General features: G+C 51.1%; 18 protein-coding genes, 6 tRNA genes, 3 rRNA genes, 1 pseudogene and 1 riboswitch. Of the genes and pseudogenes, 5 read left to right on the plus strand and 23 right to left on the minus strand.

Annotated features, from left to right (window positions below; all coding sequences use genetic code 11):
* Positions 1–17: 17 nt before the first annotated feature.
* The 11 genes from rplL to HV243_RS23350 form a co-directional block, all read right to left on the minus strand.
* Positions 18–383 carry a 50S ribosomal protein L7/L12 gene (gene rplL, locus HV243_RS23300; protein WP_000028882.1) on the minus strand — a complete coding sequence of 122 codons (366 nt, stop codon included), beginning with the start codon at positions 381–383 and terminating at the stop codon, positions 18–20.
* A gap of 66 nt (positions 384–449) precedes the next feature.
* Positions 450–947 (minus strand): 50S ribosomal protein L10, encoded by a 498-nt coding sequence (gene rplJ / locus HV243_RS23305; protein WP_053389756.1) that lies wholly within the window; start codon positions 945–947, stop codon positions 450–452.
* 358 nt (positions 948–1,305) lie between these two features.
* Positions 1,306–2,013: a 50S ribosomal protein L1 gene (rplA, locus tag HV243_RS23310; protein WP_016155300.1), complete on the minus strand. Its 708-nt coding sequence runs from the start codon at positions 2,011–2,013 to the stop codon at positions 1,306–1,308.
* Positions 2,014–2,016: 3 nt separating this feature from the next.
* Positions 2,017–2,445 (minus strand): 50S ribosomal protein L11, encoded by a 429-nt coding sequence (rplK, locus tag HV243_RS23315; protein ID WP_003033122.1) that lies wholly within the window; start codon positions 2,443–2,445, stop codon positions 2,017–2,019.
* Between the two features lie 155 nt (positions 2,446–2,600).
* Positions 2,601–3,146, minus strand: a complete 546-nt coding sequence (gene nusG / locus HV243_RS23320) for a transcription termination/antitermination protein NusG (RefSeq protein WP_003033125.1) — start codon at positions 3,144–3,146, stop codon at positions 2,601–2,603.
* A gap of 1 nt (position 3,147) precedes the next feature.
* On the minus strand, positions 3,148–3,531 hold the full coding sequence (secE, locus tag HV243_RS23325) for a preprotein translocase subunit SecE (RefSeq protein ID WP_053389755.1): 384 nt from the start codon (positions 3,529–3,531) through the stop codon (positions 3,148–3,150).
* 230 nt (positions 3,532–3,761) lie between these two features.
* On the minus strand, positions 3,762–4,946 hold the full coding sequence (tuf, locus tag HV243_RS23330) for an elongation factor Tu (RefSeq protein WP_003031109.1): 1,185 nt from the start codon (positions 4,944–4,946) through the stop codon (positions 3,762–3,764).
* 118 nt (positions 4,947–5,064) lie between these two features.
* Positions 5,065–5,140: transfer RNA gene (locus tag HV243_RS23335), tRNA-Thr, on the minus strand.
* A gap of 5 nt (positions 5,141–5,145) precedes the next feature.
* A tRNA-Gly gene (locus tag HV243_RS23340) sits at positions 5,146–5,220 on the minus strand.
* Positions 5,221–5,334: 114 nt separating this feature from the next.
* A tRNA-Tyr gene (locus HV243_RS23345) sits at positions 5,335–5,419 on the minus strand.
* An 8-nt stretch (positions 5,420–5,427) separates the two neighbouring features.
* Positions 5,428–5,503: transfer RNA gene (locus tag HV243_RS23350), tRNA-Thr, on the minus strand.
* 19 nt (positions 5,504–5,522) lie between these two features.
* Here HV243_RS23350 and HV243_RS25625 point away from each other — a divergent pair.
* Positions 5,523–5,591, plus strand: a pseudogene (locus tag HV243_RS25625) (hypothetical protein); the annotation flags it as partial.
* A gap of 301 nt (positions 5,592–5,892) precedes the next feature.
* The gene (gene coaA, locus HV243_RS23355) at positions 5,893–6,843 is read left to right on the plus strand and encodes a type I pantothenate kinase (RefSeq protein WP_003031107.1); all 951 of its coding nucleotides are present in this window, start codon (positions 5,893–5,895) and stop codon (positions 6,841–6,843) included.
* A gap of 32 nt (positions 6,844–6,875) precedes the next feature.
* Here coaA and birA read toward each other — a convergent pair whose 3' ends face one another.
* The 9 genes from birA to btuB all read right to left on the minus strand — a co-directional run bounded on the left by birA (position 6,876) and on the right by btuB (position 17,343).
* The gene (birA, locus tag HV243_RS23360; protein ID WP_046275709.1) at positions 6,876–7,838 is read right to left on the minus strand and encodes a bifunctional biotin--[acetyl-CoA-carboxylase] ligase/biotin operon repressor BirA; all 963 of its coding nucleotides are present in this window, start codon (positions 7,836–7,838) and stop codon (positions 6,876–6,878) included.
* Positions 7,835–8,863, minus strand: coding sequence for a UDP-N-acetylmuramate dehydrogenase (gene murB / locus HV243_RS23365; RefSeq protein ID WP_053390240.1), 1,029 nt, complete (start codon positions 8,861–8,863; stop codon positions 7,835–7,837). The genes birA and murB overlap by 4 nt, the downstream gene beginning before the upstream one ends.
* A gap of 251 nt (positions 8,864–9,114) precedes the next feature.
* A 5S ribosomal RNA gene (gene rrf, locus HV243_RS23370) occupies positions 9,115–9,230 on the minus strand.
* Between the two features lie 96 nt (positions 9,231–9,326).
* Positions 9,327–12,233: ribosomal RNA gene (locus HV243_RS23375) — 23S ribosomal RNA — on the minus strand.
* Between the two features lie 208 nt (positions 12,234–12,441).
* Positions 12,442–12,517, minus strand: a tRNA-Ala gene (locus tag HV243_RS23380).
* Positions 12,518–12,625: 108 nt separating this feature from the next.
* Positions 12,626–12,702: transfer RNA gene (locus tag HV243_RS23385), tRNA-Ile, on the minus strand.
* Positions 12,703–12,773: 71 nt separating this feature from the next.
* Positions 12,774–14,315: ribosomal RNA gene (locus HV243_RS23390) — 16S ribosomal RNA — on the minus strand.
* Together the 16S, 23S and 5S rRNA genes with 2 tRNA genes alongside form the textbook arrangement of a ribosomal RNA operon.
* 375 nt (positions 14,316–14,690) lie before the next feature.
* Positions 14,691–15,542, minus strand: coding sequence for a glutamate racemase (gene murI, locus HV243_RS23395; RefSeq protein WP_016157938.1), 852 nt, complete (start codon positions 15,540–15,542; stop codon positions 14,691–14,693).
* Positions 15,487–17,343: a TonB-dependent vitamin B12 receptor BtuB gene (gene btuB, locus HV243_RS23400; RefSeq protein WP_046276417.1), complete on the minus strand. Its 1,857-nt coding sequence runs from the start codon at positions 17,341–17,343 to the stop codon at positions 15,487–15,489. The genes murI and btuB overlap by 56 nt, the downstream gene beginning before the upstream one ends.
* Positions 17,344–17,407: 64 nt before the next feature.
* Positions 17,408–17,595, minus strand: a riboswitch (cobalamin riboswitch).
* Positions 17,596–17,710: 115 nt separating this feature from the next.
* Between btuB and trmA the strand changes: the two genes are divergently transcribed.
* A complete protein-coding gene (gene trmA / locus HV243_RS23405) occupies positions 17,711–18,811 on the plus strand; it encodes a tRNA (uridine(54)-C5)-methyltransferase TrmA (RefSeq protein WP_047357751.1) in 1,101 nt (366 codons plus the stop codon).
* Positions 18,812–18,856: 45 nt separating this feature from the next.
* Here trmA and HV243_RS23410 read toward each other — a convergent pair whose 3' ends face one another.
* Together HV243_RS23410 and fabR are read right to left on the minus strand one after the other, a co-directional pair.
* The gene (locus tag HV243_RS23410) at positions 18,857–19,216 is read right to left on the minus strand and encodes a YijD family membrane protein (RefSeq protein WP_016155292.1); all 360 of its coding nucleotides are present in this window, start codon (positions 19,214–19,216) and stop codon (positions 18,857–18,859) included.
* A 15-nt stretch (positions 19,217–19,231) separates the two neighbouring features.
* The gene (gene fabR / locus HV243_RS23415; RefSeq protein WP_003028862.1) at positions 19,232–19,867 is read right to left on the minus strand and encodes an HTH-type transcriptional repressor FabR; all 636 of its coding nucleotides are present in this window, start codon (positions 19,865–19,867) and stop codon (positions 19,232–19,234) included.
* Between the two features lie 191 nt (positions 19,868–20,058).
* Here fabR and sthA point away from each other — a divergent pair, with 191 nt between their 5' ends.
* Positions 20,059–21,459 carry a Si-specific NAD(P)(+) transhydrogenase gene (gene sthA, locus HV243_RS23420; protein WP_016155291.1) on the plus strand — a complete coding sequence of 467 codons (1,401 nt, stop codon included), beginning with the start codon at positions 20,059–20,061 and terminating at the stop codon, positions 21,457–21,459.
* Here sthA and oxyR read toward each other — a convergent pair.
* The gene (gene oxyR / locus HV243_RS23425; RefSeq protein WP_003028858.1) at positions 21,442–22,359 is read right to left on the minus strand and encodes a DNA-binding transcriptional regulator OxyR; all 918 of its coding nucleotides are present in this window, start codon (positions 22,357–22,359) and stop codon (positions 21,442–21,444) included. The two genes, sthA and oxyR, sit on opposite strands and share 18 nt — an antisense overlap.
* A gap of 481 nt (positions 22,360–22,840) precedes the next feature.
* Between oxyR and HV243_RS23430 the strand changes: the two genes are divergently transcribed.
* Positions 22,841–25,012: a ricin-type beta-trefoil lectin domain protein gene (locus HV243_RS23430; protein ID WP_131351667.1), complete on the plus strand. Its 2,172-nt coding sequence runs from the start codon at positions 22,841–22,843 to the stop codon at positions 25,010–25,012.
* Positions 25,013–25,031 lie beyond the last annotated feature (19 nt).

Consider the following 25,031-nt stretch of genomic DNA (forward strand, 5'->3'; position numbering starts at 1 on the left):
CAACCAGAAAAGTTGGCTTATTTAACTTCAACTTCAGCGCCAGCTTCTTCCAGAGATTTTTTCAGTGCTTCTGCGTCGTCTTTGCTCACGCCTTCTTTCAGCGCAGCCGGTGCAGATTCTACCAGGTCTTTAGCTTCTTTCAGACCCAGGCCAGTTGCGCCACGTACTGCTTTGATAACAGCAACTTTGTTAGCGCCTGCAGCTTTCAGAATTACGTCGAATTCAGTTTTTTCTTCAGCAGCTTCAGCCGGGCCAGCAGCTACAGCTACAGCAGCAGCAGCAGAAACACCGAATTTTTCTTCCATTGCAGAAATCAGTTCTACAACGTCCATTACGGACATAGCGGATACTGCTTCAATGATTTGATCTTTAGTGATAGACATTTAAATTGTTCCTGAAAATCAGAATAAGTTTATACGTAAGCAGATGCTTTACAAAGATAACTGCGATTAAGCAGCTTCTTTCGCATCGCGTACAGCAGCCAGAGTACGAACCAGTTTGCCAGCCGAAGCTTCTTTCATGGTTGCCATCAGGCGTGCAATTGCTTCTTCGTAGGTCGGCAGAGTTGCCAGGCGATCGATATTCGATGCCATAATCAACTCACCTTCAAAGGCTGCGGCTTTGACCTCAAATTTTGCATTCGCTTTCGCGAACTCTTTGAACAGACGAGCAGCAGCGCCCGGGTGTTCCATAGAGTATGCAATCAGGGTCGGACCAACAAACGTGTCTTTCAGGCACTCGAACTGAGTACCTTCAACGACGCGGCGCAGCAGGGTGTTACGAACAACACGCATGTATACGCCAGCTTCACGACCTGCTTTACGCAGTTCAGTCATTTTATCTACAGTTACGCCACGGGAATCCGCAACTACTGCAGACAGCGCGCCTTTGGCTACTTCGCTGACTTCAGCAACAATCGCTTGTTTGTCTTGAAGATTTAAAGCCATTAGCTTTGCTCCTGGATGTTTGCCGGAACTCATGTTCCGGAACTCACTTCACTCCCCCCAACGGAGAGAGCGTCTAAATACGGTGAGCAGAAACAAGCCAGAGTATCAGAAATAATCTTAGCGTTCTGTCACCGTCTACGCAGGGCATTAAGTTTCTTACGAAACACCTGCGGTCTTCGACGGAGGCCTGGATTAGGCCAGGCTCCAACGAACAAATCTTTTCTATCTGTCGCTATTCAATCTGTCGTGGCGTTAACTGCCTTGCCACAGCCTGAATATCTCAGATATACGTCTGCAATTAGCAGAATACGTGGGGGTAAGATTGTAGACAAAATCACCGCCCACGTAAAGGCGAATATTAGTTCGCCACAGTCGCAGTCAGACCGGACTGATCAACGGCAACGCCAGCACCCATGGTGGTGGAGATGCTAACTTTCTTGATGTACACGCCTTTTGCCTGAGTCGGTTTTGCTTTTTTCAGCGCAACCAGCAGAGCTTCCAGGTTTTCTTTCAGTTTGTCAGCGTCAAAATCCACTTTACCGATGGTGGTGTGGATGATGCCGTTTTTGTCGTTACGGTAACGAACCTGACCAGCTTTAGCATTCTTAACAGCTTCAGCAACGTTAGGAGTTACAGTACCAACTTTCGGGTTTGGCATCAGGCCGCGCGGACCCAGAACCTGACCCAGCTGGCCAACAACGCGCATTGCATCCGGGGAAGCAATAACAACGTCAAAGTTCATTTCGCCTTTCTTGATCTGTTCAGCCAGATCTTCCATACCTACCAGCTCAGCGCCTGCAGCTTTAGCAGCTTCAGCGTTTGCACCCTGGGTAAATACGGCTACGCGAACGGAACGGCCAGTACCGTGCGGCAGTACAGTTGCACCACGTACGTTCTGGTCAGATTTACGAGCATCGATGCCGAGGTTAACAGCAACGTCCACGCTTTCTACGAATTTAGCAGTGGCCAGCTCTTTCAGCAGAGCGATAGCTTCGTTGATGTCATACTGCTTAGTAGCATCAACTTTGTCACGGATCACGGACATGCGCTTGGTCAGTTTAGCCATTTCTTAGTCCTCCACTACCAGGCCCATGGAACGTGCAGTACCTTCAATGGAGCGAGTCATCGCTTCAATGTCGGAACCAGTCATGTCGGCAGCTTTGGTCTGCGCGATTTCCTGCAGCTGAGCGCGGGAAATTTTACCCACTTTGTCTTTGTTCGGCTTGCCGGAACCAGACTTGATACCAGCCGCTTTCTTCAGCAGAACTGCTGCCGGAGGCGTTTTGGTAACGAAAGTGAAAGAACGGTCAGCGTAAACGGTGATAACAACCGGGATTGGCAGACCTTTTTCCATGGAATCAGTTTTAGCGTTGAACGCTTTGCAGAATTCCATGATGTTCACGCCTTGTTGACCCAGTGCAGGACCTACCGGCGGACTCGGGTTAGCCATACCAGCTGCAACCTGCAGCTTGACATAGGCTTGGACTTTCTTAGCCATTCTAAATTCCTCTAGTTGGGTTATAACGCCTCAAGGAGGCTCCCCGTGATTAAATTCGTTTTACGGATAGGATCCATAAAAACAAAAGGCGCGAAATTGTATTCCAATCTCGCGCCTTGTGCAACGATTAAATCGTCGCTTTTTTGATCGGGGTGTTAGGCTTTTTCAACCTGAGCGAAGTCCAGTTCAACTGGAGTCGCACGACCGAAGATAGATACGGAAACTTTCAGACGAGACTTCTCGTAGTCCACTTCTTCAACCACGCCGTTAAAGTCAGCGAACGGACCGTCGCTAACGCGAACCATTTCACCTGGCTCAAACATCGTTTTCGGACGCGGCTTGTCGCCAACCTGCTGCAGACGGTTCATGATCGCATCAACTTCTTTGTCGCTGATCGGCGCCGGACGGTCAGATGTACCGCCGATAAAGCCCATCACACGCGGCACGCTGCGCACCAGGTGCCAGCTTGCGTCATTCATCACCATCTGGACCAATACATAGCCCGGGAAGAATTTACGTTCGCTCTTGCGACGCTGGCCGCCACGGATTTCGACCACTTCTTCGGTCGGCACCATGACTTCGCCAAACAACTCTTCCATATTTTGTAACTTGATATATTCGCGCAGCGATGTAGCTACGCGGCCTTCAAAACCGGAAAACGCCTGAACGACGTACCAGCGCTTTTTAGGGGCTTCAGACATCTTAGAACCTCAGGCCAGTGATAAAGGATACCAGGCGAACCAGAATACCATCCAGTCCCCACAGGATCAGTGACATTACTGCGGTAACCGCAGCCACAATTAATGTGGTGTGCAATGTTTCCTGGCGAGTTGGCCAAATGACCTTACGGACTTCGGTTCTCGCTTCACGGGCAAAAGCAACGGTCGCTTTACCTTTTGTTGTCAACAGCGCGACACCACCCGCTGCGGCAATCAGAATCACTACGGCCAGCGCACGCAGCGGCAGCATCATGTCACGATAGAGGTAGTTGCCAACGATAGCTACAAGCAGCAATATAGCGACAACAACCCACTTCATCGCTTCCAGGCCGCGCCCGCTTCCTTGAGCTTCGGTATTCGCACTCATAAACCAACCTGTCAGAAGTATTCTACAAACATTTTCACCCCGCGTAAGCGAGGCGATCCAAACCGAAATGCTCTGGTGCGTTTCGGACTAAACGCCCTCTTCAGAGCCTGTCTCAGCAATGATTATGACAAATAAAATCACTGATGAGCCAGGTTCTGGTGTGAAAGCGTGCAAAAAGGGCATCAAATGATGCCCTTTTATTGCGCATTGCGTCAAATGTTATTCGGCAATTAGCTCATTACTTTGGCAACAACGCCCGCACCAACAGTACGGCCGCCTTCACGGATTGCGAAACGCAGACCGTCGTCCATCGCGATTGGGTGGATCAGGGTAACAACCATTTTGATGTTGTCGCCCGGCATTACCATCTCAACGCCTTCCGGCAGTTCGATGGTACCAGTCACGTCAGTAGTACGGAAGTAGAACTGCGGACGGTAGCCTTTGAAGAACGGAGTATGACGGCCGCCTTCGTCTTTGGACAGAATGTACACTTCAGATTCGAACTTGGTGTGCGGCTTGATAGAGCCCGGCTTAGCCAGTACCTGACCACGTTCGATTTCTTCACGTTTGATACCACGCAGCAGAACACCAACGTTCTCACCAGCACGGCCTTCGTCCAGCAGTTTGCGGAACATTTCAACGCCAGTACAGGTAGACTTAGCAGTCTCTTTGATACCAACGATTTCAACTTCTTCACCAACTTTGATGATACCGCGCTCTACACGACCGGTAACAACGGTACCACGACCGGAGATGGAGAATACGTCTTCGATAGGCAGCAGGAACGGCTTGTCAATCGCACGCTCTGGTTCTGGGATGTAAGAATCCAGGAAGCCAGCCAGTTCGATGATTTTCGCTTCCCACTCTGCTTCGCCTTCCAGCGCTTTCAGAGCAGAACCACGAACGATCGGAGTGTCGTCGCCCGGGAAATCGTACTGAGACAGAAGTTCACGAACTTCCATTTCTACCAGTTCCAGCAGCTCTTCGTCATCAACCATGTCGCATTTGTTCAGGAACACGATGATGTACGGAACGCCTACCTGACGACCCAGCAGGATGTGCTCACGAGTCTGCGGCATCGGGCCGTCAGTCGCAGCAACAACCAGGATCGCGCCGTCCATCTGCGCAGCACCGGTGATCATGTTTTTAACATAGTCGGCGTGGCCCGGGCAGTCTACGTGTGCGTAGTGGCGAGTCGGGGTGTCATATTCAACGTGAGAAGTGTTGATGGTGATACCACGAGCTTTTTCTTCCGGCGCGTTATCGATCTGGTCGAATGCACGAGCAGCACCGCCGTAGGTTTTAGCCAGTACGGTAGTGATTGCAGCGGTCAGCGTTGTTTTACCATGGTCAACGTGGCCGATAGTACCGACGTTAACGTGCGGTTTTGTACGTTCAAATTTTTCTTTAGACATCGATTGTCCCTCTAAGACACGGATAAATCGGTGATATCACCACATCAACCAGGCCATATGCCTGAGCTGTTGAATGCTTTTAAAAGTAAACAGAGAGAAACGGGAAGGAGAAGTGAAGTGGTGCTGATACCCAGAGTCGAACTGGGGACCTCACCCTTACCAAGGGTGCGCTCTACCAACTGAGCCATATCAGCACGTCTGGAGCGGGCAGCGGGAATCGAACCCGCATCATCAGCTTGGAAGGCTGAGGTAATAGCCATTATACGATGCCCGCATCCTGAAACTCGGCTACCCAGTTCTTTCTGTAATAAAAAAGAGATTTCTCTCTTTTTTATTCGAGCTGATTAATTTTTTAACCAACTCAGGCGGCGATAACGCTGCCAGAAAGTGGTGGTGGGGGAAGGATTCGAACCTTCGAAGTCTGTGACGGCAGATTTACAGTCTGCTCCCTTTGGCCGCTCGGGAACCCCACCGGACTTGATGGTGCCGACTACCGGAATCGAACTGGTGACCTACTGATTACAAGTCAGTTGCTCTACCTACTGAGCTAAGTCGGCATCAAGTAGCGCGCATTTTATGGAGACATGCGCACTCATGCAACTAAAAAATTGCATAAAATGTTCTATCGCTCACATTTTGCGCTATACGACCGATAAATAATCTATTTCTTCTTCGAATTGAACAAATTTCCAACGTCAGCCGCGCTCCCAGAAGGCATTTTGCTCCAGCATGCCGTTATCAATAGAGAGAAAGTGCATCTTTATACATCTGGAATAGCCGTCACATTGCGTTTCAGGGGACGATTTTTTCTTATTATTCCCTCCCATCTGGTGTTACCCTCCTGCCCATTGTCCAAATTAACTGAAATGTGCGTGCCATTGCGTACCGGGGATGATTTCGTTTTTTACCGCAGACCTGATATAGCAATGACAGCCAGACCATGCGTATGAGTATAAAAGAGCAAGCGTTAACGTCGCCTTACCTACAGTTTGATCGCAACCAGTGGGCTGCGCTTCGTGATTCCGTGCCGATGACTCTGACCGAGGAAGAGATTGCTCGTCTGAAAGGCATTAACGAAGACTTATCGCTGGAAGAAGTTGCTGAGATTTATTTACCATTATCGCGTTTGCTAAATTTTTACATCAGTTCGAACCTGCGGCGTCAGGCTGTGCTGGAGCAATTTTTAGGCACCAACGGCGAGCGTATTCCTTATATTATTAGCATTGCTGGCAGCGTCGCCGTCGGCAAAAGTACGACTGCACGTGTGTTGCAAGCGTTGCTGAGTCGCTGGCCCGAGCATCGTAAGGTTGAGCTGATCACTACCGACGGCTTTCTTCATCCTAACCAGGTGTTGAAAGATCGTGGGCTCATGAAGAAGAAAGGCTTTCCTCAGTCCTATGATATGCACCGTCTGGTTAAATTCGTTTCCGATCTAAAGTCTGGCGTCCCCAACGTTACGGCACCGGTCTATTCTCATCTGATTTATGATGTGATCCCTGATGGCGACAAGACCGTTGCCCAGCCCGACATATTAATCCTCGAAGGGCTCAATGTATTACAAAGCGGGATGGACTATCCTCACGATCCACATCATGTATTTGTTTCTGACTTTGTCGACTTTTCTATTTATGTTGATGCGCCAGAAGAATTACTCCAGACGTGGTATATCAACCGCTTCCTGAAATTCCGCGAAGGGGCATTTACCAACCCAGACTCTTATTTCCATAACTATGCGAAATTGTCGGAAGACGAGGCAATCAACACGGCCACATCACTGTGGAAAGAAATCAACTGGTTGAATTTAAAACAAAATATTTTACCAACGCGTGAGCGAGCCAGCTTAATCATGACGAAAAGCGCCAATCATGCCGTTGAGCAAGTCAGATTACGAAAATAAAAAATAAAGGGGAGCCATAGCTCCCCTTCTTATTATTCAGCGCTTCTAAGCGATATTTCCCCACCCATCCAGGGTTTTATCACGCCATTTTGTTCGAGTAGTAATGCACCCTGCGCATCTATTCCACGAGATACGCCAAATATTTCTTTATCACCAATAATAAGTTTAACGGGACGGTCGATAAAGTTATCCAGCGCCCTCCAGCGGGACAAATACGGCGCCAGGCCCTCATGCTCAAACAGTACCAGGGCAGCGCGCAGCTCGCGGATCAGTCGGGCAGCCAGAGTATTGCGGTCAATGGTAATACCCGCCTCCTGCAGATTAATCCAGCCTTGATTAACCACATTCTCCTCAACCCGACGCATGGACATGTTTATACCCGCCCCAATAACAATCTGTGCGGCATCGCCCGTTTTTCCGGTGAGTTCAACCAGGATCCCTGCCAGTTTACGGTCGAGCAAATAGAGGTCGTTGGGCCATTTAACACGTACTTTATCCGCGCCCAGATCGCGTAAAACCTCAGCCATGACAATACCAATCACCAGGCTCAGGCCAATCGCGGCTGCCGGTCCTTGTTCCAGTCGCCAGAACATTGAAAGGTACAGATTGGCGCCAAAGGGAGAGAACCATTTACGTCCACGACGACCACGACCGGCCTGCTGATACTCAGCGATGCAGGCATCCCCTGACTCGAGTTGACCAATTCGATCCATCAGGTACTGATTGGTAGAGTCGATAACCGGCAGGACCGTTATATTCCCGCCATCCAGCTGAGAATAAATAAGTGATGAATCTAATAGCTGGATAGGTTCAGGTAAGCTGTATCCTTTACCAGGGACAGTAAATACATCAACACCCCAGTCACGTAGCGTCTGGACATGTTTATTGATTGCCGCACGGCTCATTCCCAGCTTTTCACCGAGTTGCTCACCAGAGTGAAATTCGCCATCGGCTAATAATGAAATAAGCGTCAGGGGGACGGTATTATCCTTCATGCAACGATCTCCACGGCATTCACTTCACCCAGTGGGCCAATAAACCGGACTTCCGGTTCAAGCCAGACATTGAATTTCTCACCGACTTTTTGGCGTACGTGATGCGCCAGTTGCACCACATCCTGACTCGTAGCATGGCCTGCATTGATCAGCACCAGTGCCTGCTGCTGATGTACTGCTGCGCCGCCAATGCGCATGCCTTTTAGCTGACATTGATCGATAAGCCAGCCAGCAGCCAGTTTCACAGAGCCATCAGCCTGCGGGTAATGAGGTGCAGTCGGGAATTTCGCCAGGAGCTCCTGCGCAATGTCCGCGGTAACAACCGGATTTTTAAAGAAGCTTCCTGCATTACCGTTTACTTTTGGATCGGGCAGTTTTGTGGTGCGCATATGGCAAACAGAATCAAAAACCTGCCGAGGCGTTACCGTGGCAGGATCAAGACGCGTCAGGTCACCGTAAGTGAGAACGGGTTGCCACTGTTTAGGTAAGCGCAGACCAACAGCTACAATCGCGAAACGATCCTGGTACTCATGTTTGAAGATACTGTCACGGTAACCAAATCGGCATTCTGCGGCGCTAACGCGCAGATGTTTGCCGGTCGAAAGCTCTACGCAGTCCACGTATTCGCAGACGCGCCGCAGTTCTACGCCATAGGCACCAATATTCTGGATTGGCGATGAACCCACGCAGCCGGGGATCAGCGCCAGATTTTCCAGCCCGGGCATGCTTTGCTGCAGCGTATGCTCTACCAGATGATGCCAGTTTTCACCCGCGCCTACGTGCAAATGCCACGCATCAGGTTGTTCTGTAATCGCTATTCCCTTGATACGGTTGACGATCACCGTTCCATGGAAGGCATCAAGAAACAGGACGTTACTCCCTTCGCCCAGGATTAGCACTGGATGATGTGATGCATTGGCTGATTGCCAGGCATTTAGTAGTTGTTGCGCATTTTCAGCACAGACAAGCACATTAGCTTGTTGATCGATACCGAAGGTGTTCCAGGCTTTAAGGGAGTGATTCATAGACGCTTTCCTGATGCAAAATCGCGCTTAGTTTACCGTATATGCAGCGGGATGGCTTGTGTTATGGAAGCTTAGGATGTTGCTTTGCAACCGATGAGGCTGCAATCACAGGCAGAATAAGGTTTACAGGCGCTGTATCCGGTAATAACAGACGCTGGCCGGATAAGGCGGCACGCCGCATCCGGCAGTTCTCACTCCCTGCAGACGCAAAAAAGCCCATCCGGCAGGATGGGCTTCTTCACTTATTTGATGCCTGGCAGTTCCCTACTCTCGCATGGGGAGACCCCACACTACCATCGGCGCTACGGCGTTTCACTTCTGAGTTCGGCATGGGGTCAGGTGGGACCACCGCGCTACAGCCGCCAGGCAAATTCTGTTTATCAACACGCTTTTCGCATGTCGATGTAATCTGTAATCAAGCTGAATTTCGATGTCTCATCCGCCAAAACATCTTCGGCGTTGTAAGGTTAAGCCTCACGGTTCATTAGTATCGGTTAGCTCAACGTATCGCTACGCTTACACACCCGACCTATCAACGTCGTCGTCTTCAACGTTCCTTCAGGACCCTTAAAGGGTCAGGGAGAACTCATCTCGGGGCAAGTTTCGTGCTTAGATGCTTTCAGCACTTATCTCTTCCGCATTTAGCTACCGGGCAATGCCATTGGCATGACAACCCGAACACCAGTGATGCGTCCACTCCGGTCCTCTCGTACTAGGAGCAGCCCCCCTCAATTCTCCAGCGCCCACGGCAGATAGGGACCGAACTGTCTCACGACGTTCTAAACCCAGCTCGCGTACCACTTTAAATGGCGAACAGCCATACCCTTGGGACCTACTTCAGCCCCAGGATGTGATGAGCCGACATCGAGGTGCCAAACACCGCCGTCGATATGAACTCTTGGGCGGTATCAGCCTGTTATCCCCGGAGTACCTTTTATCCGTTGAGCGATGGCCCTTCCATTCAGAACCACCGGATCACTAAGACCTGCTTTCGCACCTGCTCGAGCCGTCACTCTCGCAGTCAAGCTAGCTTATGCCTTTGCACTAACCTCCTGATGTCCGACCAGGATTAGCTAACCTTCGTGCTCCTCCGTTACTCTTTAGGAGGAGACCGCCCCAGTCAAACTACCCACCAGACACTGTCCGCAACCCGGATCACGGGTCTACGTTAGAACACCAGCCATTAAAGGGTGGTATTTCAAGGTTGGCTCCATGCAGACTGGCGTCCACACTTCAAAGCCTCCCACCTATCCTACACATCAAGGACCAGTGTTCAGTGTCAAGCTATAGTAAAGGTTCACGGGGTCTTTCCGTCTTGCCGCGGGTACACTGCATCTTCACAGCGAGTTCAATTTCACTGAGTCTCGGGTGGAGACAGCCTGGCCATCATTACGCCATTCGTGCAGGTCGGAACTTACCCGACAAGGAATTTCGCTACCTTAGGACCGTTATAGTTACGGCCGCCGTTTACCGGGGCTTCGATCAAGAGCTTCTCCTTACGGATAACCCCATCAATTAACCTTCCGGCACCGGGCAGGCGTCACACCGTATACGTCCACTTTCGTGTTTGCACAGTGCTGTGTTTTTAATAAACAGTTGCAGCCAGCTGGTATCTTCGACTGATTTCAGCTCCATGAGTAAATCACTTCACCTACATATCAGCGTGCCTTCTCCCGAAGTTACGGCACCATTTTGCCTAGTTCCTTCACCCGAGTTCTCTCAAGCGCCTTGGTATTCTCTACCTGACCACCTGTGTCGGTTTGGGGTACGATTTTGTGTTACCTGATGCTTAGAGGCTTTTCCTGGAAGCAGGGCATTTGTTACTTCAGCACCGTAGTGCCTCGTCATCACACCTCAGCGTTAACAAGACTCCGGATTTACCTGGAATCTCCGCCTACATGCTTAAACCGGGACAACCGTCGCCCGGCTAACATAGCCTTCTCCGTCCCCCCCTCGCAGTAACACCAAGTACAGGAATATTAACCTGTTTCCCATCGACTACGCCTTTCGGCCTCGCCTTAGGGGTCGACTCACCCTGCCCCGATTAACGTTGGACAGGAACCCTTGGTCTTCCGGCGTGCGGGTTTTTCACCCGCATTATCGTTACTTATGTCAGCATTCGCACTTCTGATACCTCCAGCATGCCTCACAGCACACCTTCAACGGCTTACAGAACGCTCCCCTACCCAACAACACATAGTGTCGCTGCCGCAGCTTCGGTGCATGGTTTAGCCCCGTTACATCTTCCGCGCAGGCCGACTCGACCAGTGAGCTATTACGCTTTCTTTAAATGATGGCTGCTTCTAAGCCAACATCCTGGCTGTCTGTGCCTTCCCACATCGTTTCCCACTTAACCATGACTTTGGGACCTTAGCTGGCGGTCTGGGTTGTTTCCCTCTTCACGACGGACGTTAGCACCCGCCGTGTGTCTCCCGTGATAACATTCTTCGGTATTCGCAGTTTGCATCGGGTTGGTAAGTCGGGATGACCCCCTAGCCGAAACAGTGCTCTACCCCCGAAGATGAGTTCACGAGGCGCTACCTAAATAGCTTTCGGGGAGAACCAGCTATCTCCCGGTTTGATTGGCCTTTCACCCCCAGCCACAAGTCATCCGCTAATTTTTCAACATTAGTCGGTTCGGTCCTCCAGTTAGTGTTACCCAACCTTCAACCTGCCCATGGCTAGATCACCGGGTTTCGGGTCTATACCCTGCAACTTAACGCCCAGTTAAGACTCGGTTTCCCTTCGGCTCCCCTATTCGGTTAACCTTGCTACAGAATATAAGTCGCTGACCCATTATACAAAAGGTACGCAGTCACCCCATAAAGAGGCTCCCACTGCTTGTACGTACACGGTTTCAGGTTCTTTTTCACTCCCCTCGCCGGGGTTCTTTTCGCCTTTCCCTCACGGTACTGGTTCACTATCGGTCAGTCAGGAGTATTTAGCCTTGGAGGATGGTCCCCCCATATTCAGACAGGATACCACGTGTCCCGCCCTACTCTTCGAGTTCACAACACATGCACTTTTGTGTACGGGGCTATCACCCTGTATCGCCGGACTTTCCAGACCGTTCCACTACCACACATGCTGATTCAGACTCTGGGCTGCTCCCCGTTCGCTCGCCGCTACTGGGGGAATCTCGGTTGATTTCTTTTCCTCGGGGTACTTAGATGTTTCAGTTCCCCCGGTTCGCTTCATTACGCTATGTATTCACGTAATGATAGTGTGACGAATCACACTGGGTTTCCCCATTCGGAAATCGCCGGTTATAACGGTTCATATCACCTTACCGACGCTTATCGCAGATTAGCACGTCCTTCATCGCCTCTGACTGCCAGGGCATCCACCGTGTACGCTTAGTCGCTTAACCTCACAACCCGAAGATGTTTCGTAAAACACTTCAGTGTTGCGAAAATTTGAGAGACTCGAACACACCGCTTTTCATTTCTTGTTTACGGAGAAATGAAACAGTGTGTCGTTTCAATTTTCAGCTTGATCCAGATTTTTAAAGAGCAAAACTTCGCAGTGAACCTTTTCAGGTACACTCTGAAGTTTTCTTGTTTTTTTGCAGTAAGGGATGGTGGAGCTATGCGGGATCGAACCGCAGACCTCCTGCGTGCAAGGCAGGCGCTCTCCCAGCTGAGCTATAACCCCATCGTAAATGCTAATCTCTGTACCCTAATTCGTTTCCGGGCAAGGCGCGGTGGTGCGAAGCATACTGAAGTATGCGAGCATCGCCGTAACACAGCACGGAGGCGAATTTGGTAGGCCTGAGTGGACTTGAACCACCGACCTCACCCTTATCAGGGGTGCGCTCTAACCACCTGAGCTACAAGCCTGCAGAGATTTTCTTACTGCTAATTTTCATCAGACAATCTGTGTGAGCACTACAAAGAACGTTTCTTTAAGGTAAGGAGGTGATCCAACCGCAGGTTCCCCTACGGTTACCTTGTTACGACTTCACCCCAGTCATGAATCACAAAGTGGTAAGCGCCCTCCCGAAGGTTAAGCTACCTACTTCTTTTGCAACCCACTCCCATGGTGTGACGGGCGGTGTGTACAAGGCCCGGGAACGTATTCACCGTGGCATTCTGATCCACGATTACTAGCGATTCCGACTTCATGGAGTCGAGTTGCAGACTCCAATCCGGACTACGACATACTTTATGAGGTCCGCTTGCTCTCGCGAGGTCGCTTCTCTTTGTATATGCCATTGTAGCACGTGTGTAGCCCTACTCGTAAGGGCCATGATGACTTGACGTCATCCCCACCTTCCTCCAGTTTATCACTGGCAGTCTCCTTTGAGTTCCCGGCCGGACCGCTGGCAACAAAGGATAAGGGTTGCGCTCGTTGCGGGACTTAACCCAACATTTCACAACACGAGCTGACGACAGCCATGCAGCACCTGTCTCACGGTTCCCGAAGGCACCAAGGCATCTCTGCCAAGTTCCGTGGATGTCAAGAGTAGGTAAGGTTCTTCGCGTTGCATCGAATTAAACCACATGCTCCACCGCTTGTGCGGGCCCCCGTCAATTCATTTGAGTTTTAACCTTGCGGCCGTACTCCCCAGGCGGTCGACTTAACGCGTTAGCTCCGGAAGCCACGCCTCAAGGGCACAACCTCCAAGTCGACATCGTTTACGGCGTGGACTACCAGGGTATCTAATCCTGTTTGCTCCCCACGCTTTCGCACCTGAGCGTCAGTCTTTGTCCAGGGGGCCGCCTTCGCCACCGGTATTCCTCCAGATCTCTACGCATTTCACCGCTACACCTGGAATTCTACCCCCCTCTACAAGACTCTAGCCTGCCAGTTTCGGATGCAGTTCCCAGGTTGAGCCCGGGGATTTCACATCCGACTTGACAGACCGCCTGCGTGCGCTTTACGCCCAGTAATTCCGATTAACGCTTGCACCCTCCGTATTACCGCGGCTGCTGGCACGGAGTTAGCCGGTGCTTCTTCTGCGAGTAACGTCAATTGCTGCGGTTATTAACCACAACACCTTCCTCCTCGCTGAAAGTACTTTACAACCCGAAGGCCTTCTTCATACACGCGGCATGGCTGCATCAGGCTTGCGCCCATTGTGCAATATTCCCCACTGCTGCCTCCCGTAGGAGTCTGGACCGTGTCTCAGTTCCAGTGTGGCTGGTCATCCTCTCAGACCAGCTAGGGATCGTCGCCTAGGTGAGCCGTTACCCCACCTACTAGCTAATCCCATCTGGGCACATCCGATGGCAAGAGGCCCGAAGGTCCCCCTCTTTGGTCTTGCGACGTTATGCGGTATTAGCTACCGTTTCCAGTAGTTATCCCCCTCCATCGGGCAGTTTCCCAGACATTACTCACCCGTCCGCCACTCGTCACCCAAGGAGCAAGCTCCTCTGTGCTACCGTTCGACTTGCATGTGTTAGGCCTGCCGCCAGCGTTCAATCTGAGCCATGATCAAACTCTTCAATTTAAGTTTGATGCTCGTGAATTAAACTTCGTAATGAATTACGTGTTCACTCAGAGACTTGGTATTCATTTTTCGTCTTGCGACGTTAAGAATCCGTATCTTCGAGTGCCCACACAGATTGTCTGATAAATTGTTAAAGAGCAGTTGCGACGCGCTTTAGCGCTCTGTCGCGAGGTCCCGTATATTACGTTTTCCTCATTCAGAGTCAAGCATTTATTTTTGCTTTTCTCTGCGAGATCCTCAGTGGAACCCCGCTGACCCGGCGGCGTGCAATCCGTTGTTCCGTGTCAGTGGAGGCGCATTATAGGGAGTTATTTCAGGCTGACAAGGGGAAATTTAAAATAATCTTCCGAGTGCCTACTTTTCCACCAAAACAGCCTAAACAGCCAGTTTTTCGAGCGTCTTAAAGCCATAACGCTGCAGCACGGGCAATAATTGTTCGGCTTCTGCCGTCATTGCCATGCAGAATGCGACATTCTCATCAGTTGATTTCGCGTCTGGCGCTTCATGTTCTAATAACCAGGCCGTACGACGCGCAATCGCGGCACCAGAATCTACTAGCCGCGTCCCCTCAGGCAGGACCTGTAAAAGTTCTTCCCGTAATAGAGGGAAATGGGTGCATCCGAGCACCACCGTGTCAGGTGGTTCCGACATCCGCAGCCAAGGGCGCAGGACACGACGCAGTTCTTCCAGAGAAACGGTTTCACCGTGCAGCTTCGCTTCCGCCAGTTCCACCAGTTCAGCGGAACCCAGCATCGCTATCTGACATTCGTTAGCAAACCGTGCAATCAACTCATGGGTATATGAACGCTTCACCGTTGCACGCGTAGCCAGCAGTCCCACCACACCATTCGCCGTGAGTCGCGCCGCCGGTTTAATAGCAGGCACCACGCCCACAACCGGAAAGGCAAATTTCTCACGTAATGCAGGGAGCGATACCGTGCTTGCTGTATTACACGCGATGACCGCAAGAGAGAGGGGATAGCGCTGCTGGACCGCAGTCACAATCTCAACAACACGTTCGACGATAAACTCCTCGCTCTTCTCTCCATAAGGAAAGGCGACGTTGTCGAAAGCGTATATATAGTGGAGATCCGGCAGAAGACGCCGGATCTCGTCATAGACCGACAACCCACCGACGCCGGAATCAAACACCAGCACAGTGGGGCGCGGATCAGAAAGTGTAGCTGCCAGACAAGGTGTATTCCCGTCCTGCAGTTGCGTAGCCATAAACTGTCTCGTAATCTTTATCGAACAGGTTGGCGATTTTACCACGAACTGTCAGCTGTGAGGTGATTGGATATGACACGCCAAGATCCCACAGGCTAACCCCACCCATTTTTACATCTCTCTTATTGTCGTAGTCGTTATCGTAACGCTCGCCGAGGTACTGATACATTACATTCCAGCCGAGTTCAAAGATTTGCCCGGTCAGCTCATACTTTACCTGCTGCTTAGCACGGCGATAGAGAACCTTATTAGTTTCATCATCACGCGGATCGACATATTGCAGCGTCAGGTGGTGATCTACCGGACCAGTGGTGATATTTCCAGTCCACTCCAGACCTTTAATGGTGGCTGACTTCAGATTGACGTACTGGTTATCTTTATAATCGATCAGGTTTTGAACTTTATAATGATATGCAGAAAGACGCCAATCCAGCGGCCCGGTCAGTCCATCAATACCGGCCTCCCACTGCCTGGATTCTTCCGGCTTCAGATTTGGGTTGGCGGCAATGCCAGGCCCATAAGACGATGCAAAACGCGTCGCGCCATATTGCTGCCCAAGGGACGGCGCCAGGAAACCCGTGCCATAGGAGAGAGTCGCCCGATAGCCATCAACAAACTCCCAGCCCGCAGCGGTCTGCCATGTCCCATGCCAGCCGAACTGCTCATCATGATCTTCACGGCCAGAAGCTTCCAGCGTGACGCTATCGATTTGCTGCTGCCCGGTCAGATAGAGTCCGGTGGTATCACGTTTGTAAGTATCGGCCTTCGTTGTACTGCTGGAGGTCAGCTTTTCCTGTTTCCAGTCAACCCCGCCGTTAACCGCCCCGTGCCCAACTTCAACACTATTACCCCACTGAATATAACGTTGCTCCATGTTATCCAGCGAGGCATCCCCCGCATACCGACCGAGCTCGTTGCTGTAGTTGTAATCTTTCAGGTGCTGATAATTGGCGATCAGCTGAGAAGAATAGATGCCAGAACTGTATTGCAGGCCAGTATCCCAGGATTGAGTGTAATTCTGAGCTTCATCATTGCCGCCAACATAGCCATATGAACCCTGATCGTAATCGCTATTCGCCGTATAGCCATAGCCGCGAAAGAACCCAGAGACGTTATCGTTAAACTTATGCTGTACGCCTCCCCAGAACAGCTTGTTGCGGTAGCCGTCCCGGTCACTGTCACCGCGATAGGGAGAGTCAGGCTGAATGTTAAAGCCCCTGGTCGTCTCATATGCCCCGGCAGCCGTTACGATCGTATCGCCAAACCGTTTATTTATGATGCCATCATAGGTCTGGTAACCATCCGTTCCCATACCGGCATTGATCTGCGATTTATCGTCATTGCTCATCGTAATGATATTGACGACGCCGCCAATCGCGCCGGAGCCGTACACCGCTGAACGCGGTCCGCGAATGTATTCAATGCGCTGCACCAACGATACCGGGAGCTGGCCAATATCAATCGCGTTACTAATGCCCGCCCGCGCCATCGGCACACCATCAATCAGTACCAGGACATGCCGCGCTTCGGTGCCGCGAACATACAGAGAGGAACTTTTTCCCATTCCGCCGCTCTGTGAGATATCTACCCCAGGAAGACGGCGCATCACGTCATTAAGATCTTTTGACTGCCAGCGCTGAATATCTTCGCGGGTAACAATATCCGTTGGCGCAAGCACGGTATTTACCGGTTGTTGAAAACGGTTAGCTGTAACGACAAGGGTATCCGGGCCTGAATCCTGCGCCCAACCAGAAAATGCCGTGACGGAGAGCGCCGTCAGCAGCGAAGCTTTTTTAATCATTGTAAAGCATCCACAATATAAGAAGGATGCCGCAGGTCCCACCGATAGTACGCGATGATGAAAACCAGATGCGACGTTAGCCGGCAGGTCTTCGGGCTTGGAGGCAACTTAAAGAGATGATGACTTCCCACGGCAAGCCGCAGTGTCTGCACCAGGTGCGCTCATCCCCTACCTTCCTTACCGCTGCGCGTCAGCTCCAGATTCACACTGGATTCCCTTTTAACTCACAGGACCGGAAAACGGATGCTACAGTTTGTTACAACCTGGTGTCCAGACCGCGCATCACAATATCGGAAATCATCAATGACTGGACATCTGTTGAGCAATCCCTACAATCCCCGCGTACTTTTATTTTTCAGGACGCATCATGACCCCCGAACACCTTCCGACAGAACAGTACGACGCCCAGTTAGCTGAAAAAGTAGTGCGTCTGCAGAGCTTAATGACGCCATTTTATGCACAGGCTCCGGAAGTGTTTCGCTCGCCGGTCAGCCACTACCGTATGCGCGCGGAATTTCGTCTGTGGCATGACGGGGATGATCTGTACCACATCATGTTCGACAGCCAGACCAAAAGCCGTATCCGCGTCGACAGTTTCCCGGCGGCCAGCGAGCTTATCAACACGCTGATGACGGCAATGATCGACGGTGTTCGCAACAACCACGTCCTGCGCCACAAACTGTTCCAGATTGATTACCTCACTACCCTGAGCGATCAGGCGGTGGTATCGATGCTGTACCATAAAAAGCTGGATGATGAATGGCGTCAGGAAGCTGAAGCGCTGCGGGATGCGTTACGGGCGCAAAACCTGAACGTGCATCTGATTGGCCGGGCAACCAAAACCAAAATCGAGCTGGACCAGGATTACATTGACGAACGCTTGCCGGTTGCGGGTAAAGAGATTATCTACCGCCAGGTTGAGAACAGCTTCACCCAGCCGAATGCCGCCATGAATATTCAGATGCTGGAATGGGCGATTGATGTCACCAGGGGATCAAAAGGCGACCTGCTTGAGCTGTACTGCGGCAATGGCAATTTCTCGTTAGCCCTCGCACAAAACTTCAACCGCGTGCTGGCCACTGAAATCGCTAAACCGTCCGTGGCTGCTGCGCAATACAACATTGCGGCTAACCATATTGATAACGTACAAATTATCCGCATGGCGGCCGAAGAGTTTACTCAGGCGATGAACGGGGTTCGCGAGTTCAACCGTTTGCAGGGAATCGATCTGAAGAGTTACCAGTGTGAAACCATTTTCGTTGACCCACCGCGCAGCGGTCTGGACAGCGAAACAGAGAAAATGGTGCAGGCGTACCCGCGAATTCTGTACATCTCCTGTAACCCGGAGACATTGTGTAAGAACCTGGAAACGTTAAGCCAGACGCACAATGTTTCACGCCTGGCTCTGTTCGATCAGTTCCCGTATACGCACCATATGGAGTGCGGAGTATTACTGACCGCCAGGTAAATGATGTCCTGGCCGGGGGCGCTTCGCTTGCCCGGCCTACAAATATTACTCCACGATTTCCTGTCTACGGTTACGCACTTTAAAGCCGATCCAGAACACCAGAATCACAGACAGAACCGCTGGGAAGAAGTTTGAGCCAATATCCGGATATTCAGCGCGCACCACAGTGCTGTACAACAGAACGCCGAGAATAAAACAGGCGGCGGCCAGGCCCGGTAACCCCACAGGCATCGTACGATTTTGATAGCGTTGATGCAGACAATAAACCGTCAGCACCAGCGAAATAATTGGGAATACTGAGAATGGCACAATGGAGCTAAACAGCGCCGCAAATGTGCCATTGATCGATAAGCCAGCAACCAGCGCCAGCAGCAGCGTACCTTTATCTTGACCTGACTGTTTCATTGCTCGTCCTTCTCGTTACTCGGAGTGATGCGTCATCTTCTCTTGTTCACGGCGGTACCAATAAAATGCGCCCTTCGCGATCATGCGCAGTTGCAATACCAGCCGTTCTTCCAGCTGTCGACGCTGCTCGGCGCCAACATCCAGTGCTTCTGCCCCGGCGCTGAACACAATGGTGACCATGGCTTCGGCCTGCGCTTCAGTAAACGCACGAGGCATATGGTTTTCGAGTTCGAGATAGTCCGCAAGTTCCGCAATGAAGTGCTGAATTTCACGAGCGACCGCTGCGCGAAACGCCGCGGAGGTTCCCGAACGCTCGCGCAATAATAAACGGAAGGCGTTGGGATTGTTGCCGATGAACTCCATAAATGTTGAGACCGAGGTGCGGATCACACTCCCGCCCTTCGCGATACGCTGACGCGCCTGACGCATCAACTGACGCAGCATCAAACCACTCTCATCCACCATCGTCAGGCCGAGTTCATCCACATCGCGGAAATGGCGATAAAACGAGGTTGGCGCAATGCCCGCTTCACGAGCGACTTCGCGTAAACTGAGGCTGGCAAAACTACGCTCAGCGCTGAGTTGACTAAATGCGGCTTCTACCAGCGAACGCCGGGTTTTTTCTTTTTGTTGCGCTCTAACGCCCATCACGATGTCTGAATCCTTCCACATACCTTGCTGGCACTATACCAGAGATTAGGCGGTTGGCATGGCTTTGTGAATGATTGTTTACGCGCAGTTTGTGCTTCGAGTTCGCAAAAAAGCACAACGATAATTGGGTTATCCCGACAACGATGTTACTATTCTGTTGCTTTTATGTATAAGAACAGGTAAGCCTGACCATGTCACATTCCTACGATTACGATGCAATAGTAATAGGTTCCGGTCCCGGCGGCGAAGGCGCTGCAATGGGTCTGGTTAAGCAAGGAGCGCGCGTCGCGGTGATTGAGCGCTATCATAACGTCGGCGGAGGCTGTACCCACTGGGGGACCATCCCGTCGAAAGCCCTCCGCCACGCCGTCAGCCGTATTATTGAATTCAATCAGAACCCACTTTACAGCGACCACTCCCGACTCCTTCGTTCTTCTTTCGCCGATATTCTCAACCACGCTGATAACGTTATTAATCAGCAAACGCGTATGCGGCAAGGATTTTACGAGCGCAACCACTGTGAAATTTTGCAGGGAAATGCCCGTTTTGTTGATGAACACACACTCGCCCTTGAATGCCACGACGGCACGGTGGAAACGCTGACCGCGGATAAGTTCATCATCGCCTGTGGTTCACGCCCCTATCATCCGGTGGATGTCGACTTTTCCCATCCCCGGGTTTATGACAGCGACTCTATCCTGAGCCTGCACCATGAACCCCGCCATGTTTTGATTTATGGCGCAGGAGTAATTGGCTGCGAATATGCGTCGATCTTCCGTGGAATGGACGTCAAAGTCGATTTAATCAACACCCGCGATCGTCTGCTTGCGTTCCTCGATCAAGAGATGTCCGACTCGCTCTCTTACCACTTCTGGAACAGCGGAGTGGTCATTCGCCACAACGAAGAGTACGAGAAGATTGAAGGTTGCGATGACGGCGTCATCATGCATCTGAAATCCGGTAAGAAACTGAAAGCCGACTGCCTGTTGTACGCCAATGGCCGTACCGGTAATACCGATTCGCTGGCGCTGGAAAATATTGGGCTGAAAACCGACAGCCGCGGACAGTTGAAGGTCAACAGCATGTACCAGACGGCGCTGCCGCACGTGTATGCCGTAGGAGATGTGATCGGCTATCCGAGTCTGGCATCGGCGGCCTACGATCAGGGACGCATTGCCGCCCAGGCATTGGTAAAAGGCGAAGCTACCGCGCATCTGATCGAAGATATCCCGACCGGAATTTATACCATTCCGGAAATCAGCTCCGTCGGGAAAACCGAGCAGCAGCTCACGGCCATGAAAGTTCCATACGAGGTTGGCCGCGCCCAGTTTAAACATCTGGCACGTGCGCAAATCGTGGGTATGAGTGTCGGAACGCTGAAGATCCTGTTCCATCGCGAAACGAAAGAGATTCTGGGGATCCACTGCTTTGGGGAACGCGCGGCCGAAATTATTCACATCGGTCAGGCGATAATGGAGCAAAAAGGTGGTGGTAACACCATCGAATACTTCGTTAACACCACCTTTAACTACCCAACCATGGCGGAAGCCTATCGGGTAGCAGCGCTAAATGGCTTAAACCGCCTGTTTTAACGCACTGTCGAAATGGCCATCCATTGACCCACGGATGGCCTCTGCCAGCTGTTCATAACGGCTGCGCAGCGGCGAACCTGGACGATACACCAGGCCAATCGTACGGCGCGGTTCAGGCTTGATGCAGGGCAGATAGACAACGCCATCACGCTTACGCTCCGGCGGCACGGCCAGCGCAGGCAGTAAGGTAATACCGCTGCCTGCCGCCACCATGTTACGCAGCGTTTCCAGACTGGTCGCCCGGAAATGGGTATCCTCATCGGCACCCGCTTCAAAGCAGAAGCCCATCGCCTGATCGCGCAGGCAGTGGCCATCCTCTAGCATCAGGAGTTTCTCACCCGCCAGATCGGACATCGGCACACAGTCGCGGTTTGCCCATGGGTGATCTTCATAGATCGCCAGCAGCATAGGCTCATCAAATAACGGTACTTCGATGAACGCCTCACTCTCTTTCACCAGCGCCAGAATGACGCAGTCGAGCTTACCGCTATCCAGTTGCGCCAACAGCTGATGCGTCTGCGCCTCATGGAGATACATTTCCAGTTTTGGGAAGGTCTGGTGCAACATAGGAATAATATGCGGCAGCAGGTATGGCCCCACCGTTGGGATCAAACCAATATGCAGCGGTCCAGACATTGTCTCGCCTTGTTGGCTTGCCATCTCCTTGAGCACTTTGACCTCGCGCAGCACGGTGCGCGCCTGATCCACCAGCAGTAAACCTGCCTGAGTGAACAGCACTTTGCGACTCGTACGCTCCAGCAGCATGACGCCAAGCTCATCTTCCAGCTTGCGGATCTGTCCGCTCAGCGTTGGCTGACTAACGTGACAGGAGTCTGCCGCTCGTCGGAAGTGACGATGTTCGGCTAGCGCCACCAGGTATTCAAGATCACGAATATTCATTATTCATCCTCCATCGCCACGATAGTTCGTAGCGATAGGTAGAATAGCAACGAACGATTATCCCTATCAAGCTTTCTGTTTAATAATGCACCACAGAAACGGAACGGTACCCCTTTAACCCTTGAAGCTACTGTCCGTTTTGAGAGTTTCTCTCATACTCGAAATAACTAAAGCCAACGTGAACTTTTGCGGACCTTGAGTCCGCATTTTTTTTGCGCCCGCGCGAATACATTCAAAAAAATATATACAAAATATAAATTAGATATTTCCATTCGATTATTTAAATTAAAATCATATTAAATTAAAATAATCAAAAACATTTTGTATCATTTATATATTTGACGCCCTATCAGGTTCATAAATAATAACCGCGCGATATTCAATATATGGCAAATCGCAAGAACACTCGTTTCTTCGCCACTCTAATTATTTAGAGTACATTCACCCATATTTTTCTAATATTTATCGAATGGAATCTTTTATGAAACTCAATACTATTTCGCGATATTTTCTCGCGGCAGGTCTGATGTCGTGCGCCGCAAACGCATTCGCCCTGGAAGCCTGGAGCGGTCAGTCAGGTGGAAACACCATTGAAGTTATTTTTGACAGTAAAGTTTATAGTAACCGCTGGTATGTAAATGCCGATAATTGCCCACAGGGCGCGTCAGCTGAAAACTGGGATAATCCGTGGAGTTATGTGCGCGATGCCACAAAAGCGGAAATCGATCAATATGGCAACCCAACCACTTGTGAATCCGGGAGCGCCACGCCTGTTGCCCACGACGCATTCAGCGCAGAAAAAGATTATGCCAAAGATGATATTGTCGCTTATAAGGATGTGACATATGAAGCGTCCAGGCCCATTCCGGCTTATTCCTTTACCCCAGGTGCCGACAACCCGTGGAAACTCTATACGCCAGTACCCGACTGGCGTTCCAGCCAGGTTTACAACAAAGGGGATGAGGTCAAAGTTGACGGACAGTCTTATGAAGCACTGTACTATACCGTTGGCGATAACCCTTCTATTGCAGGTAACCAGAACCCGACCGGCACCAATGGCCGTCCGTGGAAACCATTAGGTCCAACGGTCGAATTCACCCAGGAACAATTTAATAATGCCCCACAGATCAACTCCATTGCGCTTTACGAACCTGGCAAACTGGCGGTCCACAAAGGGATACCTTATGTCGCTCAGACGAAAGTCAAAGGCGTTATGCCGTATGATAAAAACCCATGGGCGATTTATACCAACTGGACTGGCACCAAAGAGCGCGTAGGGACGCCGAAGAATCCATGGCCTGCCCACGTTTATGCACCATACGTCGACTTTAGCCTGAACAGCATTCCGGATCTGGCGAAACTGGCGAAAGAGCAAAACATTACCCACTTCACCATGGCGTTTGTCGTCGCGAAAAGCGGCGAGCAGTGCATCCCAACCTGGGGTACGGCCTATAATCTGCAGGATTACTCACAGTACAGCAAAATAAAAGCGCTGCGTGAAGCCGGTGGCGATGTGATGGTTTCCATTGGCGGAGCGAATAACTCCCCGCTGGCGGCTGCCTGTAAGAATGTGAAAGATCTGCAAAAACTCTACTACGACATTGTTGATAACCTGAACCTGAACGTGCTGGATTTTGACATCGAAGGCACATGGGTGGCCGATCAGGATTCCATCGATCGCCGCAACCAGGCAGTAAAAGAGGTTCAGGCTCAGTGGAAAGAGGAAGGTCGCAAAGTCGGGATCTGGTACACCCTGCCAATTCTGCCGACCGGTCTGACGGCTGAAGGTCTGTATGTGCTGGAAAATGCGCGCCATGTCGGCGTTGAGCTGGCTGGTATTAACGTAATGACCATGGACTACGGTAATGCCGTCTGCCAGTCAGACGGTACCGAAGGGCAGAACATCCACGGTAAATGCGCCACGTCCGCCATCGACAACATGTTCACCCAGTTGAAAAAAATCTGGCCAGAGAAATCTGACAAAGAGATCAACGCCATGATGGGCACCACCCCGATGATCGGTTACAACGATGTACAGGGCGAAGTGTTCTATCTGTCCGATGCGAAACTGGTGATGGACGACGCGAAAAAACGCAACCTCGGCATGATTGGCGCGTGGTCAATGGCACGCGATCAGCCGGGCGTGGCGAAGCAGGTCAGCCCGGAGCACAGCGGTATGACCGCACAGCAGGCACCGATGTACGCATACAGCCAAGTATTTGCGCCGTTTACTCACGCAGATGAAAAAGAGGTCGTCACCGGTGTTTATAAATCACGGAAAAACAACCTCTGCCTGGATGTCAAAAACGGTCAAATCCGGAATGGCGATCGTTTGTTCACCTATGCTTGCTCCGGCTCCAACAACCAGACCTTTAAATTTGATGCCCGTGAACGTCTGGTAATTGGCAATAGCCAGAGCTGCCTGGATATTCAAAACGGTTATAATGTTGAAGGCAGAAATATTATTTCTTACACCTGCCACACCCCGACTGATACCAACAAAAATCAGACATGGACCTGGCAAAACAACAAGTTCGTCTCACAGAAGGAAGGCACGCAACGTTGTATGACGGTGGGTAACGACGGTTATGTCACCTTAAGTACCTGCACCGACAATAACGTCGCCCAGGAATTTGAGATTTATCGTCCGTAAACTGCTATCCAGAATAGAA

The organism is Citrobacter sp. RHBSTW-00599 (assembly GCF_013784065.1).
Lineage (GTDB): Bacteria > Pseudomonadota > Gammaproteobacteria > Enterobacterales > Enterobacteriaceae > Citrobacter > Citrobacter braakii.

Bases quoted from the DNA above. Each gene is read 5' to 3' on its own strand.
- rplL (WP_000028882.1), bottom strand. From the start codon at position 383: ATGTCTATCACTAAAGATCAAATCATTGAAGCAGTATCCGCTATGTCC.
- rplJ (WP_053389756.1), bottom strand. From the start codon at position 947: ATGGCTTTAAATCTTCAAGACAAACAAGCGATTGTTGCTGAAGTCAGC.
- rplA (WP_016155300.1), bottom strand. From the start codon at position 2,013: ATGGCTAAACTGACCAAGCGCATGTCCGTGATCCGTGACAAAGTTGAT.
- rplK (WP_003033122.1), bottom strand. From the start codon at position 2,445: ATGGCTAAGAAAGTCCAAGCCTATGTCAAGCTGCAGGTTGCAGCTGGT.
- nusG (WP_003033125.1), bottom strand. From the start codon at position 3,146: ATGTCTGAAGCCCCTAAAAAGCGCTGGTACGTCGTTCAGGCGTTTTCC.
- secE (WP_053389755.1), bottom strand. From the start codon at position 3,531: ATGAGTGCGAATACCGAAGCTCAAGGAAGCGGGCGCGGCCTGGAAGCG.
- tuf (WP_003031109.1), bottom strand. From the start codon at position 4,946: ATGTCTAAAGAAAAATTTGAACGTACAAAACCGCACGTTAACGTCGGT.
- coaA (WP_003031107.1), top strand. From the start codon at position 5,893: ATGAGTATAAAAGAGCAAGCGTTAACGTCGCCTTACCTACAGTTTGAT.
- birA (WP_046275709.1), bottom strand. From the start codon at position 7,838: ATGAAGGATAATACCGTCCCCCTGACGCTTATTTCATTATTAGCCGAT.
- murB (WP_053390240.1), bottom strand. From the start codon at position 8,863: ATGAATCACTCCCTTAAAGCCTGGAACACCTTCGGTATCGATCAACAA.
- murI (WP_016157938.1), bottom strand. From the start codon at position 15,542: ATGGCTACGCAACTGCAGGACGGGAATACACCTTGTCTGGCAGCTACA.
- btuB (WP_046276417.1), bottom strand. From the start codon at position 17,343: ATGATTAAAAAAGCTTCGCTGCTGACGGCGCTCTCCGTCACGGCATTT.
- trmA (WP_047357751.1), top strand. From the start codon at position 17,711: ATGACCCCCGAACACCTTCCGACAGAACAGTACGACGCCCAGTTAGCT.
- HV243_RS23410 (WP_016155292.1), bottom strand. From the start codon at position 19,216: ATGAAACAGTCAGGTCAAGATAAAGGTACGCTGCTGCTGGCGCTGGTT.
- sthA (WP_016155291.1), top strand. From the start codon at position 20,059: ATGTCACATTCCTACGATTACGATGCAATAGTAATAGGTTCCGGTCCC.
- oxyR (WP_003028858.1), bottom strand. From the start codon at position 22,359: ATGAATATTCGTGATCTTGAATACCTGGTGGCGCTAGCCGAACATCGT.
- HV243_RS23430 (WP_131351667.1), top strand. From the start codon at position 22,841: ATGAAACTCAATACTATTTCGCGATATTTTCTCGCGGCAGGTCTGATG.